General features: G+C 60.2%; 19 protein-coding genes, 1 tRNA gene and 1 pseudogene. 16 read left to right on the forward strand and 5 right to left on the reverse strand.

Annotated features, from left to right (window positions below; genetic code table 11):
• Positions 1–131: pseudogene (locus tag BZ163_RS35840) on the forward strand (FUSC family protein); the annotation flags it as partial.
• A 7-nt stretch (positions 132–138) separates the two neighbouring features.
• Here the strand turns inward: BZ163_RS35840 and BZ163_RS20665 are convergent.
• A complete protein-coding gene (locus BZ163_RS20665; protein WP_128872387.1) occupies positions 139–1,032 on the reverse strand; it encodes a DMT family transporter in 894 nt (297 codons plus the stop codon).
• A gap of 136 nt (positions 1,033–1,168) precedes the next feature.
• On the opposite strand from BZ163_RS20665, the gene BZ163_RS20670 reads away from it, so the two are divergent.
• Positions 1,169–1,606: an Lrp/AsnC family transcriptional regulator gene (locus tag BZ163_RS20670; protein WP_128872388.1), complete on the forward strand. Its 438-nt coding sequence runs from the start codon at positions 1,169–1,171 to the stop codon at positions 1,604–1,606.
• Positions 1,607–1,936: 330 nt separating this feature from the next.
• On the opposite strand, the gene BZ163_RS20675 is transcribed toward BZ163_RS20670, so the two are convergent.
• The gene (locus BZ163_RS20675; protein ID WP_064677351.1) at positions 1,937–2,608 is read right to left on the reverse strand and encodes a Bax inhibitor-1/YccA family protein; all 672 of its coding nucleotides are present in this window, start codon (positions 2,606–2,608) and stop codon (positions 1,937–1,939) included.
• Between the two features lie 123 nt (positions 2,609–2,731).
• Between BZ163_RS20675 and BZ163_RS20680 the strand changes: the two genes are divergently transcribed.
• Positions 2,732–2,819: transfer RNA gene (locus tag BZ163_RS20680), tRNA-Ser, on the forward strand.
• A gap of 144 nt (positions 2,820–2,963) precedes the next feature.
• Here the strand turns inward: BZ163_RS20680 and BZ163_RS20685 are convergent.
• Positions 2,964–3,350: a hypothetical protein gene (locus BZ163_RS20685; protein WP_128872389.1), complete on the reverse strand. Its 387-nt coding sequence runs from the start codon at positions 3,348–3,350 to the stop codon at positions 2,964–2,966.
• A 366-nt stretch (positions 3,351–3,716) separates the two neighbouring features.
• Here BZ163_RS20685 and BZ163_RS20690 point away from each other — a divergent pair, with 366 nt between their 5' ends.
• On the forward strand, positions 3,717–4,160 hold the full coding sequence (locus BZ163_RS20690; RefSeq protein WP_128872390.1) for a hypothetical protein: 444 nt from the start codon (positions 3,717–3,719) through the stop codon (positions 4,158–4,160).
• A 69-nt stretch (positions 4,161–4,229) separates the two neighbouring features.
• Here the strand turns inward: BZ163_RS20690 and cysQ are convergent, their stop codons facing one another.
• A complete protein-coding gene (cysQ, locus tag BZ163_RS20695) occupies positions 4,230–4,997 on the reverse strand; it encodes a 3'(2'),5'-bisphosphate nucleotidase CysQ (protein ID WP_128872391.1) in 768 nt (255 codons plus the stop codon).
• Positions 4,998–5,122: 125 nt separating this feature from the next.
• Between cysQ and BZ163_RS20700 the strand changes: the two genes are divergently transcribed.
• The 12 genes from BZ163_RS20700 to BZ163_RS20755 all read left to right on the forward strand — a co-directional run bounded on the left by BZ163_RS20700 (position 5,123) and on the right by BZ163_RS20755 (position 15,985).
• Positions 5,123–5,995, forward strand: coding sequence for a winged helix-turn-helix domain-containing protein (locus BZ163_RS20700; RefSeq protein WP_128872392.1), 873 nt, complete (start codon positions 5,123–5,125; stop codon positions 5,993–5,995).
• Between the two features lie 140 nt (positions 5,996–6,135).
• A complete protein-coding gene (gene cysD / locus BZ163_RS20705) occupies positions 6,136–7,035 on the forward strand; it encodes a sulfate adenylyltransferase subunit CysD (protein WP_128872393.1) in 900 nt (299 codons plus the stop codon).
• Positions 7,035–8,948 (forward strand): sulfate adenylyltransferase subunit CysN, encoded by a 1,914-nt coding sequence (gene cysN / locus BZ163_RS20710; protein WP_128872394.1) that lies wholly within the window; start codon positions 7,035–7,037, stop codon positions 8,946–8,948. The genes cysD and cysN overlap by 1 nt, the downstream gene beginning before the upstream one ends.
• A gap of 165 nt (positions 8,949–9,113) precedes the next feature.
• Positions 9,114–10,226: a DUF1214 domain-containing protein gene (locus tag BZ163_RS20715; RefSeq protein WP_128872395.1), complete on the forward strand. Its 1,113-nt coding sequence runs from the start codon at positions 9,114–9,116 to the stop codon at positions 10,224–10,226.
• Entirely contained in the window at positions 10,223–11,410 is a 1,188-nt protein-coding gene (locus tag BZ163_RS20720; protein WP_128872396.1) for a sulfotransferase, read from the forward strand. Before BZ163_RS20715 ends, BZ163_RS20720 begins: the two co-directional genes overlap by 4 nt.
• Before the next feature lie 18 nt (positions 11,411–11,428).
• Positions 11,429–12,145 carry an EthD domain-containing protein gene (locus tag BZ163_RS20725; RefSeq protein ID WP_128872397.1) on the forward strand — a complete coding sequence of 239 codons (717 nt, stop codon included), beginning with the start codon at positions 11,429–11,431 and terminating at the stop codon, positions 12,143–12,145.
• 22 nt (positions 12,146–12,167) lie between these two features.
• Positions 12,168–12,623, forward strand: a complete 456-nt coding sequence (locus tag BZ163_RS20730; protein ID WP_128872398.1) for a nuclear transport factor 2 family protein — start codon at positions 12,168–12,170, stop codon at positions 12,621–12,623.
• Between the two features lie 18 nt (positions 12,624–12,641).
• A complete protein-coding gene (locus tag BZ163_RS20735; RefSeq protein ID WP_128872399.1) occupies positions 12,642–13,109 on the forward strand; it encodes an SRPBCC domain-containing protein in 468 nt (155 codons plus the stop codon).
• Between the two features lie 40 nt (positions 13,110–13,149).
• Positions 13,150–13,941, forward strand: a complete 792-nt coding sequence (locus BZ163_RS20740) for an SDR family oxidoreductase (RefSeq protein ID WP_128872400.1) — start codon at positions 13,150–13,152, stop codon at positions 13,939–13,941.
• 87 nt (positions 13,942–14,028) lie between these two features.
• A complete protein-coding gene (locus BZ163_RS20745) occupies positions 14,029–14,298 on the forward strand; it encodes a nuclear transport factor 2 family protein (RefSeq protein WP_256579076.1) in 270 nt (89 codons plus the stop codon).
• Positions 14,299–14,546: 248 nt separating this feature from the next.
• Positions 14,547–15,080, forward strand: coding sequence for a nuclear transport factor 2 family protein (locus BZ163_RS20750; protein ID WP_128872401.1), 534 nt, complete (start codon positions 14,547–14,549; stop codon positions 15,078–15,080).
• Positions 15,081–15,118: 38 nt separating this feature from the next.
• Positions 15,119–15,985 carry an SDR family NAD(P)-dependent oxidoreductase gene (locus BZ163_RS20755; protein WP_128872402.1) on the forward strand — a complete coding sequence of 289 codons (867 nt, stop codon included), beginning with the start codon at positions 15,119–15,121 and terminating at the stop codon, positions 15,983–15,985.
• Positions 15,986–16,364: 379 nt separating this feature from the next.
• Here the strand turns inward: BZ163_RS20755 and BZ163_RS20760 are convergent, their stop codons facing one another.
• Positions 16,365–17,405 (reverse strand): Rieske 2Fe-2S domain-containing protein, encoded by a 1,041-nt coding sequence (locus BZ163_RS20760; protein WP_128872403.1) that lies wholly within the window; start codon positions 17,403–17,405, stop codon positions 16,365–16,367.
• Positions 17,406–17,555 lie beyond the last annotated feature (150 nt).

A 17,555-nucleotide genomic window follows, 5' to 3' on the forward strand; every position in this document is an offset into this window, starting at 1 on the left:
CGATGCCAGCCTGGATGCCCCGGTCTATAACGCCCTGGACGGCTACCGGTTGCTGAACCGCCCAGCTGGCCGCCAACATCGGCCAGATGCGCCAGCGCCTGGCCAAGACCGCGCCGCGCTGGAACATCTGACGCCGGTTCAGGGCGTGACCGTGCGCCGCCATTTCAGGGTCCAGCCCTGCTGCATGCCGGCAGCCGCCAGGAGAATCGCGGCGACACCCAGCCATTGCAGGGGCTCCAGGCGATGGCCAAAGGCAAACCAGTCGACGAAGATCGCCGCAATCGGGTAGATGAACGACAACGCACCGGTCAGTGCCGTCGGCAGCTTCTGAATCGCGCCGTACAGCAGCACATACATCACGCCGGTGTGGACGATGCCCAGGGTCACCAGGCTGGCCCAGGCGCTCGGTGCTTGCGGCAGCGCCGAGAAGTGCGCAAACGGCGCGAGCAGCAGCACGCCGGTGCTGACCTGGATCAGCGCGATCAGGTGCGGCGGCGTACCGGTCAGGCGCTTGATGATCAGCGCGGCAATCGCATAAAGGAATGCAGCGCCCAGCGCCAGGGCGATGCCAACCAGGTAATCATTGCCGCTTTCATTCTGGTCGCCATGGGCGCTGACAATGGCCAACATCCCGAGAAACGAGATGCCCAGCCAGAACAGTTTCTGCAGGGTGATTTTCTCGTTGAGGAATAACGCCGCCAACCCCACCAGCATGAACGGCTGAACGTTGTACACCGCGGTACCGATGGCAATCGAGGCGCGGGAGTAAGACGCGAACAGCAAGACCCAGTTGCCGACAATCGCCACGCCGCTGAGCACGGCCAGCAAGAAGGTGGTGCGGGTCAGGATGCCGGGGCGCAGGAAGCCGAATGCCGCGCAAATCAGCAACAAGGTCCCGGCGCCGAACACGCAGCGCCAGAACACCACGTCCAGCACCGGTTGCCCGGACACCAGCACGAACCAGCCGATGGTCCCGGAAATCAGCATGGCGGCGGTCATTTCAAATGAGCCGCGACGTATTGTCTTGTCCATCATCAGACTCCTGTGTGTGAGCCCAAAGTATGCCAATCCGCCCGGGGGCTTCTCCAGCGCAAAAATCAGGCTAAACTCGGTTTCTGCCTTTTTTATCAAGGCGGTTCCGATTAATTGCCTAATCGAGGATTTCGCCATGACCGATGACATCGACCAGGTGCTGATCACCGCCTTGATGGAGGACTCGCGGCGCTCGCTCAAGGCCCTGGCGAACATCAGCGGGCTGTCTTCGCCCAGTGTTGCCGAACGCCTGCGCCGCCTCGAAGAACGAGGTGTACTCAAGGGATACACGGTAGAGATCGATCCCAGATGCTTCGGCTATCAACTGCAGGCCATCGTCCGTATCCGCCCGCTGCCGGGTCAGTTGCAGGAGGTGGAGCGGCAGATCCAGGCGATCCCCGAGTTCACCGAATGTGACAAGGTTACTGGGGACGATTGCTTCATTGCCCGGTTGCATGTGCGGTCGATGGAGCAACTGGACACATTGCTTGACCGGCTTAATAGCCATGCTGAAACCAACACGGCTATTGTCAAGAAGACGCCGGTCAAGCGGCGGTTGCCACCGATGGCATGAGTACGCAGCCAGACGGCCGGGGCGTGAGGGGGCGTGCTCCGCAAAAGCCCAAAGCGAGGCGGCCTACCAGCCGACCTGGCTCCCTGATCCGCACACAATCCAACTGTAGGAGCTGGCTTGCCAGCGAAGGCGCCCTGACAGCCGCCCCATCTCTTCCGACCCTACTCAATCCCCCTGTAGATACCGTCTTGAACCTCACCGGACACTTTCTTCACGAACACCTTAAAACGACAAATCAACGACAACACTGCAAGCCCTGATCCCCCACGACGCTCTACAAAAGCCAATAAAAAAACCCGCCGAAGCGGGTTTTTTACTCAACGCCGACGATCAGTCATCGCGGCTCATGATGCCGAAGATCTGCAACAAGCTGATGAACAGGTTGTAGATCGATACATACAGGCTGATGGTCGCCATGATGTAGTTACGCTCGCCGCCATGGATGATGGCGCTGGTCTGGAACAGAATGCAGACCGAGGAGAACAGCACGAAACCTGCGCTGATCGCCAGTTGCAGGCCGCTGATCTGGAAGAAGAAGCTGGCAACCACCGCACCCAGCAACACGAAGAAACCCGCAGTGATGAAGCCACTGAGGAAACTCATGTCCTTGCGGGAGATCAGCACATAGGCCGACAGGCCGCCGAACACCAGCGCGGTCATCGCGAAGGCCGAGCTCACGACTTCGGCGCCGCCCTGCATGCCCAGGTAACGGTTGAGGATCGGGCCGAGCAGGAAACCCATGAAACCGGTCAGGGCAAATGCCGACACCAGGCCCCAGGCGGAATCACGGAGCTTGTTGGTCAGGAAGAAAAGGCCGTAGAAACCGATCAGCACCACGAAAATGTTCGGGTAGCCGACACGCATCTGCTGGGCGACATACGCCATCACGCCGCTGAATGCGAGGGTGAGGGCGAGTAAGCCGTAAGTGTTGCGCAGGACGCGGCTAACCTCTAGCTGCTCAGCCTGCACGCTGTTATTAACTGCGTAATCCTGTTCGCGCATGGCGACACTCCTGTTGGTTTGAAACGTTCAGTCGCAAAGATCATAACAGACGCTCTGTAACAAGCTACGAAGAGAGTTTGACAGTGTGTTTCATTCAGGTATTATGGCGCCCGCAACGCAAACGGAGGTGTGGCCGAGTGGTTTAAGGCAACGGTCTTGAAAACCGTCGACTGTAACAGGTCCATGAGTTCGAATCCCATCGCCTCCGCCATCTTTATACGACAAAGCCCTGATTTTTCAGGGCTTTGTCGTTTCTGGGGTTTGGCCGAACTGGCGATTACTGGCCAGCTCACTGATGACACCCACCCCGGCTCAGCCCCGGGCTTTGCGTTTCCAGCTAACCATAACTCCAGCATCACAGGGGAGTCAGGATGTACTGGGACTTCACCTCTCCACTGCCTGGATCGACGAACCAGACGTCCCTGTTGTCAATTTTCACCCGCTGACACTCGGTAGCGTAGCCTTTGGCAGCGATGCAAAGAACGCCATCCTTGACTGTCCAGTGCTCTGTCGCAGAGTACCCATCAGCGCCACTGAAGAACTCCGTTCCATCCGCTTTGAAGCTCATTGACGCCGGTTTTTTTATGTTGGTCAGTTTATTGCCGACCAAGGCGCTTCTTATCTGAGCGTCATCCAGGGAAGCGGCTGAAGGCGGGACCGGCTTCACGGGTGTGCCGCCCGAAGAAGCGCAGCCCGCCAGCGCGAGCACTATCAGCGTGTGGCTCAACGTCTTCAAGTTCATGCGACGCCTCTTCTTATGGTGACTGTGGGATATTTGAGCCTAGGCGGATTGACTGAACATCACCAGAAACCTGCATCACGACATTCGGCAACCTGTCACGCCATCGTCACACCTGCCAAGCACACTGTGATCAGCCAAAGGGATTTGGCCACGTGTACAGAGAGCCCGGCCAATGAGCCGGGCTTTTTGTTTCTCCCCTTCTACTTTCTAAACAGACCCGACCACTCGCCTCGACAGTAAAAGTCCAGGGGCATGATTTGAGACGACCGACCGCAACCACCCATCAGCTCGATCCCGCGCCCGCCGCAGGCAACTAGACTTCACAGGGGGGATGAAATCAACGTACCTCAACTCAGGAAATCTGTGATGAACAGAACATCTTGGCTGGCGTTGGTAGTGGCGGCAGGGGCAATTTCAAGTTGCGCGAGCAGAACCGAGATTGTCGATGTCCCCCTCAATGCTACCCCGCAAAACGCCGAGCATATCGCTCGAGCCACCCTCAGCCCGGTGGGCAACCAAACCAGCATCTGGCTCACCGTCGGTGGTGTCCCCCACGACATGGCCGTCTCCAGCCGCCTCGACACCGCCATCTACGCTGGCTCCTGCCAGCAGCTCAGTGCACAGCCTGCGTACAGGACCCGTCAGGCCAACAGCGTCGACTATCCATCGCTCGCCCCACGAACCAAGCATTGGGCCCAGGCACCGGTGGCGCTGAGCGAACTGACCCAGGGTGACTATGTGTTGCTCGTTCGCACCAACCCGGCAGACGGCAGCCACCCTCTTTTCTGCGGCAACATCAACGCGGGCTAGGGGCGAATCGAGCAAGCAGTTCGGTACCGTGGCCTGTGCAACTTCAGCCAGGGCACGGTGACGCCTCGATCACTGCAGTCCACGCGCGTAGAAATGCGGATTGTCCAGGCCGGGCTTGCCATAGCGCAACGCATCGCCGGCCAGGGTGCAGACCTGTCCGCCGGCGGCGACCAGCACCGCATGCCCCGCGGCGATATCCCACTCCATGGTGCGTCCCAGGCGCGGATAAAGGTCCGCTTCGCCGGCCGCCACCAGGCAAATCTTCAGCGATGAGCCGGCACTTATCAGGGAGCGCACCTTGCGCCCGTCGAGGAATTCGTCCAGCGCCTCGGCATCCCCATGGGAGCGGCTGGCAACCACGTCCATTCCCTCCTCCGTCACCGCCCGACAATGGATGGCCTGGCGCTGTCCGGCCTGTTCGATAAAGGCTCCGCAATCCCGGGCACCGGCGAACAGGCGCTCCAGCGCGGGCGCCAGGACCACCCCCAGCACCGGTTCGCCGTTATCGATCAGGGCGATATTGACGGTGAACTCGCCGTTGCGATTGATGAACTCCTTGGTGCCATCCAGCGGGTCCACCAGCCAGAAACGCCGGCCCACCTCGGGCACCTGGCCAGCGGCGGCGGCTTCTTCGGAAATCACCGGAATCTGCGGTGTGCGCGCCGCCAAGGCCTGCAGAATCAGGGTCTCGGCGCGCTCGTCAGCTTCGGTCACCGGGGAGGTGTCGACTTTCCCGCGCACCTCGAAATCCGAGCGGTACACCTCCATCACCAACTCGCCCGCCGCGCGGGCAATACCGATGACATCTTCGAGCAGAACAGCCATTGACTCGTTCATGGGGTTTCTCCTGTTTTTGTTCTTCGTATGGTCCATACGGCCTATGCGCCGTTTTCCGGATCGGGGAACAGTACAGACATCCGCAACAGCGCCAATCAGCAAATGGATGTTTAACAGGAGTTCCTGTGCCCCACGGCAATCAGCTATCCGTTCCTCAGATCAACACACTCCGCCTACGCGCCGTGCAGTTGCGCATCGCCGGTAGCACGCTCAAAACCATCAGCCAGGACACAGGACTCTCTTCCCCGACCATCATCGCCGCCTACAAGGCCTGGCAAGCCGGCGGCTGGAATGCCGTGCCCGTGCGCGACCGCGGGCGCAAGCAAGGCGAAGGCCGCAGCCTCTCTGCCGAGCAGGAACGACACATCTACCAACTGCTGGTCAGCACACTGCCGGAACGGCACCAGTTACCGTTCCTGCTCTGGCAGCTGGAGGCCATGCAGGCACTGGTCAAGCGTCTGCATGGCATCGACTTGCCGGAGCGCACCGCCGCCCATTATTTGCAACGCTGGCAGCTCAATGCCGAGCGCCCGGCCAAACGTGTCGCCAAGGCTTCGCCGGCCGTGCAGCGCTGGTACCGCAGCACCTACGAACACATCCTTGACCAGGCTCGCGCACAGAACGGCGAGATCCTCTGGATCACGATTACGGTGCACCCAACGACCAGGGCAAACTCAGTTATGGCGTACTGCGCGCTGTCAGCAATCGCGGCAAGGTCCTCTGGCTGCCTTACGAAGACGGGCTGCGCGCGCCTCATCTGGTGGAATTCTTCGACCGCCTGCATCGCTGCGCCGAACGCAAGGTGTTCGCGCTGCTCTCGGGCATGCACTGGCAACGCGCGGCCGCCTTCATCACCTGGGCCGGCGAGCACGCCGACCGGCTGCTTTTGTTTCACCTGCCGCAAGCCAGCGAAATGCTCAGCGGCGCCCGCGAGCTGGCGACCCACATCGGCCAGCAAGCTGCGCGCAGCAGCCATGACGATGCGCTCGACAACATGACCGGTGTCGCGCCCACCCTGCCCCCCAACCCCATGCTGCAGATGTTGCGCCTGATGTTAAAACATCAAGTCGCGCATAAGTCCGAACCGCGGCAGTTGTACGTTGATAAGCGACAACAACAAAAAGCGAAAGGACGATCTATGACGCTTACCCACCTGCAACGACTGGAAGCCGAAAGCATCCAGGCCATGCGCGAGGTTGTCGCCGAATCCGACAACCCGGTCATGCTTTACTCCATCGGCAAGGACAGCGCGGTCATGCTGCACCTCGCCATGAAGGCCTTCTACCCGGCCAAGCCGCCCTTCCCCTTGCTGCATGTCGACACCACCTGGAAGTTCCAGGAGATGTATCGCTTCCGCGATCAGATGGTGGCCAAACTGAACGTGGACCTGCTGACCCACACCAACCCCGAAGGCATTGAAATGGGGATCAGCCCGTTCAAGCACGGGTCGCAAATCCACACCGACATCATGAAGACCGAAGGTCTGAAGCAGGCGCTGGATCACTACGGCTTCGACGCGGCTTTCGGCGGCGCACGCCGCGACGAAGAAAAATCCCGGGCCAAGGAACGGATTTTCTCCTTCCGCTCCGACCAGCACCGCTGGGACCCGAAGAACCAGCGCCCGGAGCTCTGGCACCTGTACAACACCCGTAAACACAAGGGTGAGTCGATCCGCGTGTTCCCCCTCTCCAACTGGACCGAGCTGGACATCTGGCAGTACATCCACCTGGAAAACATCCCGATCGTACCGCTGTACTTCGCCGCGCCGCGCCCGGTGGTCGAGCGCGACGGGATGCTGATCATGGTCGATGACGAGCGCATGCCGCTCAACCCGGGTGAAGTGCCGATGATTCGCAACGTGCGCTTCCGCACCCTCGGTTGCTACCCCCTCACCGGTGCCGTCGAATCCGATGCCGATACGCTGCCCAAGATCATTCAGGAAATGCTGCTGACCCGCACATCCGAGCGTCAGGGACGAATGATCGACCACGACTCGGCCGCATCGATGGAGAAGAAAAAACAAGAGGGGTATTTCTAATGGCACACGTATCTGACCTGATTGCCGAGGATATCGAGCAATACCTCAAGGCCCACGAGCACAAGAGCCTGCTGCGCTTCCTGACCTGCGGCAGTGTGGACGATGGCAAGAGCACCCTGATCGGGCGCCTGCTCTACGATTCGAAAATGCTCTTCGAAGACCAGATGGAAGCACTGGAGGCCGACTCGAAAAAAGTCGGCACCCAGGGTGGCGAACTGGACTTCGCCCTGTTGGTGGACGGCCTGGCCGCCGAGCGCGAACAAGGCATCACCATCGACGTGGCCTACCGTTTTTTCTCCACTGACCGGCGCAAGTTCATCGTTGCCGACACCCCGGGGCATGAGCAGTACACCCGCAACATGGTGACCGGTGCCTCCACGGCCGACGTGGCCGTGGTGATGATCGATGCACGACGCGGCGTCCTGACTCAATCCAGGCGTCACAGCTATCTGGCCTCGCTGCTCGGCATTCGCAAGGTGGTCCTGGCGGTCAACAAGATGGACCTGATGGACTATTCGGAGAAAGTCTATAACGCCATCGTCGACGACTACCGCGCCTTCGCCAAGCAGATCGGTCTACAGGATTTCACCGCCATCCCGATGTCCGCGCTACGGGGCGAGAACATCACCGAGCAAAGCGAACACATGCCTTGGTACCGCGGTACCACGCTGATGGGTTACCTGGAAACCGTCGAGATCGACGAGGCGCACCAGCAGAAACTGTCGTTCCGTATGCCGGTGCAGTGGGTCAACCGCCCCAACCTGGATTTCCGTGGCTTCACCGGCACCATCGCCAGCGGCGTGATTCGTCCTGGTGACCGGGTACGCGTGTTGCCGGGCGGACAAGAGAGCCGAATCTCGCGCATCGTCACCCTCGACGGTGACTTGCAACAAGCCGTGGCCGGACAGTCGATCACCCTGACCCTGACCGAAGAAGTCGATTGCAGTCGCGGCGATGTGCTGTCCACCGCAGAAGACCCGACCAGCGTGGCCGACCAGTTCCAGGTCAGCCTGATCTGGATGCACGAGCAGGCCATGCTCGCCGGTCGCCCCTACCTGATGAAAATCGGCGGCAAAACCCTGCCGGTGACCTTGTCGATGCCCAAGTACAAGGTCAACGTCAACACCATGGAGCACTTGGCGGCCAAAGAGTTGGCGCTGAACGAGATTGGCGTGTGCAACCTCTTTACCAGCCAGCCGATCGCCTTCGATGCCTACAAGGACAACCGTGAAACCGGCAGCTTCATCCTCATCGACCGTCTGTCGAACGCCACCGTTGGCGCGGGCCTGATCGAGTATTCCCTGCGCCGTTCGCAGAATATTCATATGCAGCACGTGGATGTGAGCAAGCAAGCGCGCGCCGAACAGATGGGCCAGCAGCCCGTGCTGCTGTGGTTCACCGGTTTGTCCGGCGCCGGCAAGTCGGCCATCGCCAACCTGCTGGAAACCCGCCTGTACGCCCGCGGCCGGCACACCTACTTGCTCGACGGCGACAACGTGCGCCACGGCCTGAACCGCGACCTGGGCTTCACCGATGCCGACCGGGTGGAAAACATCCGCCGGGTGGCCGAGGTGTCCAAGTTGTTCGTGGATGCCGGGCTGATTGTATTGACGGCCTTCATCTCGCCGTTCCGTTCCGAGCGCGAGATGGCGCGCGGGCTGCTGCAGGAAGGCGAGTTCATCGAGATCTTCGTCGACACGCCGCTGGCCGTGGCCGAGGAGCGTGATCCCAAGGGCCTGTACAAGAAAGTCCGCCGTGGCGAGTTGAAGAACTTCACCGGCATCGACTCACCTTACGAGGTGCCGAACAAGCCGGACATCCATATCAAGACCGGCGAGCTGACGCCGGAGAAAGCAGTGGATCGCATCATCGCGGTGCTGACCGAGCGCGGCATCATCGGTAAAGAGTTCTAGCCCCGTCGCCCGGTTCGCCGGGCGTTTAACGATCGCCTCGAATAGCCCGAAAGGACGACGCCAGGCGAATAACACAGTGGCCCTGTTGTGGGCCGATGAATCCGGTTCGGGCGTCTGTGCGCAGAGGTTCACGATCCGGGTTCGACTAATCAAGAGCGTCGAACAATGACAATCAGCTCGATTGACGAACAACACCTGTTGAGTGGCCAGACCTGGTCCACGTTTTGCGATCACCTCAAACGCTGCGGCGAGCAGATTCTGCGCCCCGAAGCGCCGGCCGATGCGGCCACCCGCGCCGAAGGTTTCCGCTACCTCACGCGGTTGCTGCGCATTGGCCTGGAAATGCACATCGAGTTTGCCGATCCGGCCTTTCCCAGCTTCTTCAAAACCTCCCACGAGACCGCGAAGATCGGTGCCGACAACCCGGACAATCTCTACGAGTACTCGCGCCTGGACGGCACGCTGGACTATCGCATCAAAGGTCAGCGCGGCAGCGTCGCCTACCTGAGTTTCGGCACCCAGAAAGGCGGTTATGAAACCGACGGTACGCTGATCCAGACCGGCTTCATCGATGCCAGCCAATTGGAAGTCGATGCCCAGGGCAACTTCGAAATCATCCTCAGCCGCGAGCCGAAACCGGGCAACTGGCTGAAAATGGAAGACGCCACCAACGCCCTGATCGTGCGCCAGACGTTTCTCGACCGGCGGATTGAAGCGCCGGCCAAGCTGGGCATTGAGCGCATGGGTACCGATTCCAAGCCACAGGCCCTTGATCCGGCGACCTTCCAGCAAGGCCTGGCGCGGGTCTCCAGTTTCGTGGAGAACACCGCCAGGCTGTTCGCCGACTGGAGCCAGAGCTACCTGCCTCACAGCAATCAACTGCCACCGGCCAACCAGGCCCTGTGTCAGTCAGTGGGCGGCGACCCGAACATTTTCTACTACCACTCGCACTGGGCGCTGGCTGAAGACGAAGCCTTGGTCATCCACATCGACAAAGTGCCGGAGTGCGACTTCTGGAACCTGCAGATCAACAACTACTGGATGGAGTCGCTGGACTACCGCCACCACCAGATCTGCTTCAACAAACACCAGGCCCAATACGACGACAACGGCGGCGTGACCCTGGTCCTCAGCGAGCTGGATCCCGGGCTGAGTAACTGGCTGCAAACCGCCGGCGTACGCCAAGGCACGATGTGCCTGCGCTGGGTCGGTGCCCAGGAGCAATGCCACCCCACCACCCAAGTCGTAAAAGTGACTGCCATCGCGGAGGCCCTATGAACGCGCATACCCTGATTGAAGAGTTGACCGTCGACAGCCTGCTGGCCAGCGCCATCGCGCGCACCGACGGCCTGAGCAATTTTGGCGACGACAACTATCGCGAGTCTCTGGAGGCGCTGCTGGTTGCCTTGGCCGCCGAAGCCGGGTTGTCGCAGACCGGCCAGTACTTGCTGCAGGAAAGGCTGGTGGGACAACTGGTCAATCGCCTGGTGATCGAGGACTACCTTGTCCGCTATCCGCAAATCACCCAGATACATATCGACGATCCGCTCGTCATCGTAGGCCTGCCACGCACCGGCACCACCATGCTGCAACGCACGCTGGCGGTTGACCCGCGCTTCCACTCGGCGGCCTGGTGGGAGACCCGCTTCCCGGCACCGCTGGCAGGCGAAACCCTGGCCGTGCCGGCCAAACGCATCGCCCAGGCCAAGGCCGAGGTCGAGCTGATGGCGCAGGTCATCCCGCAGATCCTCGCCATCCACCCGCTGGATGCCATGCTCTGCGACGAAGAGTTCATGCTCATGGAACACTCGTTCATGTGCGCCATGGACGCCTACGTCAACGTGCCCAGCTATACCCGCTGGCTGGATCAGCAAGATCAGCGGCCGGTCTATACCCAGCTGAAAAAAATGCTGCAGTTCCTGCAATGGCAGAAAGGCCAACGGGGAGAACCTGCGGGCCAGCGCTGGCTGCTCAAAGCCCCCCAACACCTGCACACCCTGCATCTGCTGCTGGATGTTTTCCCGAAGGCGCAGGTGATTCTGACCCACCGCGAGCCGGCCCAGACCATCCCGTCAATGGCGAGCATGGCCCACACCCTGTGGCAAATGTACAGCGACACCCCTGATCCGAAAGCCGCCGGCGAACAGTGGAACCACCGCATGGCGCGTGGCATCCGTCACACCATGCAGGTCCGCGACCAGCACGCTGCCGAGCGCTTTCTCGACATCCACTTCGCCGACACCGTGAGCCAGCCGATGGACGTGCTGGAAAGGGTCTACGCCTTTGCCGATCTGCCGTTTACCGACAAGGCCCGCGCCGACGCGCAGGCATGGCTGGCGCAAAACAGCCGGGAAAAACGTGCCAGCCACGACTACAGCCTGGAGCGCTTCGGTTTGAACGAGGCGCAGATGACTGAGGACTACAAGGAATATCGCGCCCGTCACTTGAGTGCCAACCACTAACCGCAGGCTGGAGGATTCATGGAAAAACTCATGTTGACCCTGTGGAAACCGCCACAGCAAAGCGTCGAGCAATGGCGCCAGGCGTTGCTCGACCTGAGCGCCAATCTGCTTAGCGTCGGCGCGCGCACCCTGCGCGTCATGGTGGTTGATGAGGGCGTGGCCGCCGCGTCTGCACAGCGCATTACCAATAGCGCCGTCCCGCTGGACGGCTTGCTCTCGCTGTGGCTGGACAGTGCCGCGCAATGGCCGTCCATCAAGGCACTTGTGACGCCGTTGACCAGTCGCCTGGAAGCTTATCTGGTGCTGGAGTCCGAGCCCTACCCCGAGGAGCGCAAGTCGCGTGTAGCCCACTACCGGGTACCGGTTGGCGAGCGCACACCCGGCATGAATCAGGTGGCGCTGCTGCACAAGCCAGACCGGATGAGCTACGAGCATTGGTACGACACCTGGCGCAACGGCCACGGGCCGAATGCCTACCCTCTGCAGTCGATCTTCGGCTACCGACAGAACACCGTGGTACGCGCGCTCACCTTCGGTGCGCCGGTGCTGCACGGGATCGTCGAAGAAAACTTCCCGCCCGAGGCCATCGGCAATCCGCAAGGATTCTTCGCGGCCCTGGGCGACCCGGACAAATGCGCGCAGCGCCAGCAGGCCATGTACGAATCGACCAGCAAGTTCATCGACTTCCAGAAGCTCGACTGCATCCTCACCAGCGAGTACCAGCTCAGTGCCTGAGTAGCCCACAAGGAGGCTTCCCATGTTGGACCTAGAAGCAATCGAGCTGATCAAGCAGCTCAAGGCGCGCTACTTTCGTGCCATCGACACCTGCAACATCGAGATGCTGCAGGGCATGCTCACCGAAGACGTCACCCTGTCGTTCAAGAGCCCTGCCTACGAGTTCCAGGTCAATGGCCTGGGCGATGCGCTGGACTTCTACCGCACCTCGTTCACCAAGACCCGCCTGGCCACCCACAACGGTCACACCCCGGAAATCGAAGTCGATGGCCACAAGGCTTCGGCCCTCTGGTACCTGAGCTACGTGTTCATCAACCTCGAGGACAACACCCACATGCACGGCAGCGCGATCTACCAGGATCGCTACATCAAGCGCGGCGAGCGCTGGATGATCGCCGAGACGGGCTACGAAACCTTGCTCGAGACTATCCAGCCGTTGAGCGAACACCTGCAAATCACCTCCAGACCCATCAACTGAACACAACAGGAGACAGTCATGGCCAGAGCCGAAAACATAGTGACCTCCCACACGGTGGAAATTAACGCCCCCGCCCGCGTGGTCTGGGAAGTGCTGATTGACCTGGACAATTACCACCAGTGGAACACCTTCTGTCCGAGCATTCAGTGCGGCCTGCAGGTCGGCGACGAGGTGCATATGCAGGTACGGAACCCCGCTACCGGCGAAACCGTTCCGGTCTTCGAATACCTCGTGGCCTGCGACCCCGAGCAGCTGTTGTCCTGGGAGCAGCGTCCTGTCCCGGAAAACATGGACGCCGCCCGCCGTGACCAATACATCACGGCCATCGATGCCAACCGTTGCAGCTATTTCACAACCGATATTTTCCTGGGCCTGAACCAGGACACCATCATGCTGGAACACGGTGCCTGGGTAAAAAACGCCTTCGACCAGGTGGCCCTGGACCTGAAACGCCGCGCCGAAGAACTGCACGGCAGCGGCATCTGAGCGGCCCATTTCCCATCATAAAAACAAGAAGGTAATTGCCATGTTGCTGAAAGATAAAGTCGTCATCATTTCCGGTATCGGCCCTGGCCTGGGCATCAAGCTGGCCGTGCGAGCCGCGGAGTATCAGGCGAAGGCCGTGGTGTTGGCCACCCGCACCCCCGCCAAACTGGACCTGGCTGAACAGGCCATCCGCGACGCCGGCTACAGCACGCCCGTCCTGAAAGTCCCCACCGACATCGCCCAGGCCGAACAGTGCCAGACGCTCGCCGACCTGACGATCGAGCACTTCGGCCAGATCGACGTATTGATCAACTCCGCCTACGCCCATGGCGCCTGGGGCAGTTCCTCCGAGTCGTCAATGGACGACTGGCGCAAGGCGATGGACGTCAACCTGTTTGGCACCATGCACATGACCCAGGCCGTGCTGCCGCAGATGAAGAAACAGCAGTCGGGCAGCATCGTCATGATCAACACCATGGCCACCCGCACCCCCAACCAACTGGAATCCGGCTATGCCGTCTCCAAGGGCGCGTTGAAAACCGCCGTGCAGTATCTGGCCCAGGACCTCGGCCCGTTCGGCATCCGCGTCAACTCCGCCTTCATGGGCTGGATGTGGGGCGCGCCGGTGATCGGTTACTTCGAGAGCGAAGCCCAGCGCCTGGGCGTCCCGATGGAGTCGCTGGTCGACCAGGTCGCCCAGCAGATTGCGTTGCGCAAAATCCCCGAAGACAACGACTGCGCCATGGCCGCCCTGTACCTGGCCAGCGATTACGCCAAGGTCATTACCGGCGCGCAACTGGATGTCAACGGCGGTCATTTTCTGCCCTGCTAAATACTTCAAGGCGACAGCACTGTCGCCTCACTCAGCTATTAACAGGTGGCCCGTGCGGCCATCGCCCTGCCCCTGGAGACTACCGACATGCTGGACCTCGTTGCCATCGAGCAAATCAAGCAGCTCAAGGCCCGCTATTTTCGTGGTATCGACACCTGTAATCTCGAACTGCTGCGCACCCTCTTCGCACCCGATGTGAAGATCAGCTTCGACAGCCCGACCTACCAGTTCGAACTCGATGGAGTGGAGCAGGCCATCGAGTTCTACCGCAGCAACTTCACCAACCGCCGTTTCGGACTGCGATTTGCAGCTCAAGGTAAACAGTTTGTCTCGCGCGTACCCTTTGCTGCCGAGTGAACAAATCCAGCTTGAAAAAGTACGATTGTGCACTGGGCGGCCATGGCCGCCACATCGACACCGCCAGCGCAGGCTCTATGGCATGCGCTGAAAGTGAAGGAAGTCTGAAATACGTTATCCATTGATAATCATCGCCATAAAGGCTCGCAAGCAACATCGTCTGTTCGGATTATTCCTCGGCGCGTTCGCGCTTGTACCATGCTGTCCAGACTCACGGACCGGAACGCATCCGGACTCAAGGAGATGGCATGGCTCCCATTGATCAACTGGAAACACGTCTGCGCAAACTGGAAGACGTCGAGGCGATTCGCCGGCTGAAAGCGCGTTATCTGGCGTGTTGCGACCTGAAGGATCCGCAGGGCATGCGTGATTGCTTCGCGTCAGGCCTGGTACGCATCGACTACGGCGAGATCGGAGTGTTTGAAAACCGCGATCAGCTCGCTGTGATTTTCGAGCAACTCGGCTGCCATCCGCACATTGTCGAGATGCACCACGGCGTCAACCCGCAGATCGACGTGCTCGATGAAACGCAGGCCCGGGGCACCTGGGGCCTGCATTACCAGATGATCAACACGTGCTCGTGCGTTATCACGCAGCTCGGCGCGCACTACGAAGACGAGTACCGCAAGATCGACGGCCATTGGAAAATCTCCGCCACGCGCTGCGTTGTGACGTCCACGCTGGTGGCGAGCTACGAAGAGACTGTGCCCGGCGTACGCTTCGCCGGCGTTCAGGCGAGTGGCGCGCAGACTATGGCGACTGCACTTGACGTCAAGTCTTGAGCCGAGGTCCATCACTCAACAGAAAGGAGGATCCGCAAATGAGTAACGATCAAAGCACATGGGTCGCCGTCGTGACGGGCGCGTCGCGCGGTGCCGGCAAAGGTATTGCGCTCGCGCTTGGCGCGGCGGGTGCGACGGTTTACGTGACCGGCCGCTCGCAGAATGAGGGCGACGCGTCGCTGCCAGGCACGATCCACGCGACCGCGCGTGAGATCGACGCGCTGGGCGGCAAAGGTATCGCCGTCGCGTGTGATCACGCCGATGACGAGCAGGTTCGACGCCTCTTCGAACAGGTCGAACGCGAAAGCGGGCGGCTCGACATCCTGGTCAATAATGCGACTTTTCTACACGACCAACTGATTGAGCCTGGGCCGTTCTGGGAAAAGCCGCTCGATCTCGTCAACATCCTCGACGTCGGCTTACGCTCCGCCTATGTGGCGAGCTGGTACGCGGCTGCGCTGATGGCGAAGCGGCGTGGCGGGCTGATCGCGTTCACCTCCTCATTTGGCTCGAACTGCTACATGCATGGCGCTGCCTATGGCGCGCAGAAGGCCGGTGTCGACAAGTTCGCCAAAGACATGGCCGTGGACCTTCGTCCTTACGACGTCTCGGTGGTGTCCATCTGGATGGGACCGTTGCGCACGGAGCGCACGATACGCGCGTTGGCAGACGACCCGGAGCGTTACGAAGAATTTTCGTTCGTCATGGAAAGCCCGGAGTTCACCGGCAAGGTCATACACGCGCTGTATTGCGACCCGAACCGGATGACGCAATCCGGACAGGTGCTGATCGGCGCAGAAGTGGCGCTGACCTACGGCATTGTCGATCTGGAAGGCCAGCAACCTCCCTCCTATCGCGACCGTCTGGGTGGTCCAGTGCAGGCGCATCCGGCGATAATCGAGTAACCACACTGCCGATAGGCAAAAAAACAGAAGGCGCGCAATGCGCGCCCACCAAAAGACCATCGCGCACCCACCCACGCCCAACGACCGCACACACGCACACCACAAGGCCGCTTCAGCCTTGTGGTGTGACGCTCCAACCTTAGCGGAAATTCAGCCAGTTCGGCACGCTCTGGCTGATGGCGACACAGCCTGCGTATTGCTTGCAGGCTTTGAAACTGGGCGATTGCGCTGGTGGGGAGACCAGCACGGTCCCCACCAGGAGGAACAGAAGCAACAAGCAAACGTGATAGGCAAGAAGACTTTTTGTTTTCATTGTCAGTGCTCTCGTGACCGTTAAGTCGGACCTATGTCATTGCAATAACTCAGGGAGCGTTACCCTTCAACGCTCATCGACCGTGATGAACTCACGGCGTTCAGCCATGCTCGCGGGCACTTTGTCTTCATCGGTAAAGAACTGTTGGTACCACTCGCGCAGTTGGTAGACCGGGCCGTCGTTTTCCGCCAGCACCGGGTTGTCGATACGGATTTTATGCTTCCAGATATCCACGTCCTGATAGAACGAGGTGCGATTACCCAGGACGTACGCTTTGGCCACTTCAATGTTCTGCTCTTCGCTCCAGCCGGGCACACGCTTGACCATGCAGCCGAAACGCAGGTCGAAGCTGTTGGCCGTCACCGGCACATGGCTGTTGAGCAAAATAGCATGTATGCGCACATCGCCGAACATCGAGCTGATGTGAGTGAAGTGGGTCGCCGGGCCGTAGTAGGCCGACGGTGCGATCAGATCGCCACCCAGGCGCTCGGAATCACCGTGGAAGATCTGGTGGCCGATGTGCCCTTCGAAGACGTTGGCGAAATACTTGGTCGGCGTGCCGTGCACGGGGCCGAAATGCATGGCGTCCACCAGGTTATCGACCAACTCCCGTGGGTTGGTTTCGATCAGCATGCTGTCGATGTTCCAGTCGTGAATCCAGTCCGGGTCGTCCATCTCGGCCAGGTGCGGGATGATCACGCCCTCTTTCGGCGGACGTCCTTCCGGGTTGTTCCAGACGAACAGCAGGTTGTTTTCCTCACAGGTCAACCAGCTGCGGGTCTTGGCCTTCGGTGGAATGCGCTTGCAGTAGGGAATCTCGACGCATTTACCGCTGGTGTCATATTTCCAGTGGTGGAACGGACACACCACCGTGTCGTTTTCGATGGTGCCCTGGGACAGGTCGGCCCCCATGTGCGGGCAATAGGCATCGAGGATGCTGATAGCACCCTTGCTGTCGGCAAACGCCACCAGGCGGGTGCCAAAGATATTCAATGTGTGCAACTGGCCATCGCGGTAATTTTCCGCCACGCCCAGACAGTGCCAGCCACGGGCGTAACGGTGAGTACGCTGGGCGTTTTCGATGCTGATTTCAGCGAGTTTCGTCATTGTTATTGTTCCTCGATTGGAAACTTTGGGGAGTAATACCCCCAAAAAAAAACAGGGTGAACCCATAGCCGATATCATTGAGCGCCCCGACAAGGGATTCATCCCTCACTTGGACTAGATCAAACGAGATCCGCTCTCAAAGGGTTCACC

This window comes from Pseudomonas sp. VI4.1, from assembly GCF_002029345.1.
Lineage (GTDB): Bacteria > Pseudomonadota > Gammaproteobacteria > Pseudomonadales > Pseudomonadaceae > Aquipseudomonas.

What these genes read in the sequence shown, in the direction of transcription:
- BZ163_RS20740 (WP_128872400.1), top strand. Translation starts at nt 13,150, where the DNA reads ATGTTGCTGAAAGATAAAGTCGTCATCATTTCCGGTATCGGCCCTGGC.
- BZ163_RS20685 (WP_128872389.1), bottom strand. Translation starts at nt 3,350, where the DNA reads ATGAACTTGAAGACGTTGAGCCACACGCTGATAGTGCTCGCGCTGGCG.
- BZ163_RS20730 (WP_128872398.1), top strand. Translation starts at nt 12,168, where the DNA reads ATGTTGGACCTAGAAGCAATCGAGCTGATCAAGCAGCTCAAGGCGCGC.
- BZ163_RS20735 (WP_128872399.1), top strand. Translation starts at nt 12,642, where the DNA reads ATGGCCAGAGCCGAAAACATAGTGACCTCCCACACGGTGGAAATTAAC.
- BZ163_RS20725 (WP_128872397.1), top strand. Translation starts at nt 11,429, where the DNA reads ATGGAAAAACTCATGTTGACCCTGTGGAAACCGCCACAGCAAAGCGTC.
- cysQ (WP_128872391.1), bottom strand. Translation starts at nt 4,997, where the DNA reads ATGAACGAGTCAATGGCTGTTCTGCTCGAAGATGTCATCGGTATTGCC.
- cysN (WP_128872394.1), top strand. Translation starts at nt 7,035, where the DNA reads ATGGCACACGTATCTGACCTGATTGCCGAGGATATCGAGCAATACCTC.
- BZ163_RS20675 (WP_064677351.1), bottom strand. Translation starts at nt 2,608, where the DNA reads ATGCGCGAACAGGATTACGCAGTTAATAACAGCGTGCAGGCTGAGCAG.
- BZ163_RS20670 (WP_128872388.1), top strand. Translation starts at nt 1,169, where the DNA reads ATGACCGATGACATCGACCAGGTGCTGATCACCGCCTTGATGGAGGAC.
- BZ163_RS20745 (WP_256579076.1), top strand. Translation starts at nt 14,029, where the DNA reads ATGCTGGACCTCGTTGCCATCGAGCAAATCAAGCAGCTCAAGGCCCGC.
- BZ163_RS20760 (WP_128872403.1), bottom strand. Translation starts at nt 17,405, where the DNA reads ATGACGAAACTCGCTGAAATCAGCATCGAAAACGCCCAGCGTACTCAC.
- BZ163_RS20720 (WP_128872396.1), top strand. Translation starts at nt 10,223, where the DNA reads ATGAACGCGCATACCCTGATTGAAGAGTTGACCGTCGACAGCCTGCTG.
- BZ163_RS20750 (WP_128872401.1), top strand. Translation starts at nt 14,547, where the DNA reads ATGGCTCCCATTGATCAACTGGAAACACGTCTGCGCAAACTGGAAGAC.
- BZ163_RS20690 (WP_128872390.1), top strand. Translation starts at nt 3,717, where the DNA reads ATGAACAGAACATCTTGGCTGGCGTTGGTAGTGGCGGCAGGGGCAATT.
- BZ163_RS20755 (WP_128872402.1), top strand. Translation starts at nt 15,119, where the DNA reads ATGAGTAACGATCAAAGCACATGGGTCGCCGTCGTGACGGGCGCGTCG.
- BZ163_RS20665 (WP_128872387.1), bottom strand. Translation starts at nt 1,032, where the DNA reads ATGGACAAGACAATACGTCGCGGCTCATTTGAAATGACCGCCGCCATG.
- cysD (WP_128872393.1), top strand. Translation starts at nt 6,136, where the DNA reads ATGACGCTTACCCACCTGCAACGACTGGAAGCCGAAAGCATCCAGGCC.
- BZ163_RS20715 (WP_128872395.1), top strand. Translation starts at nt 9,114, where the DNA reads ATGACAATCAGCTCGATTGACGAACAACACCTGTTGAGTGGCCAGACC.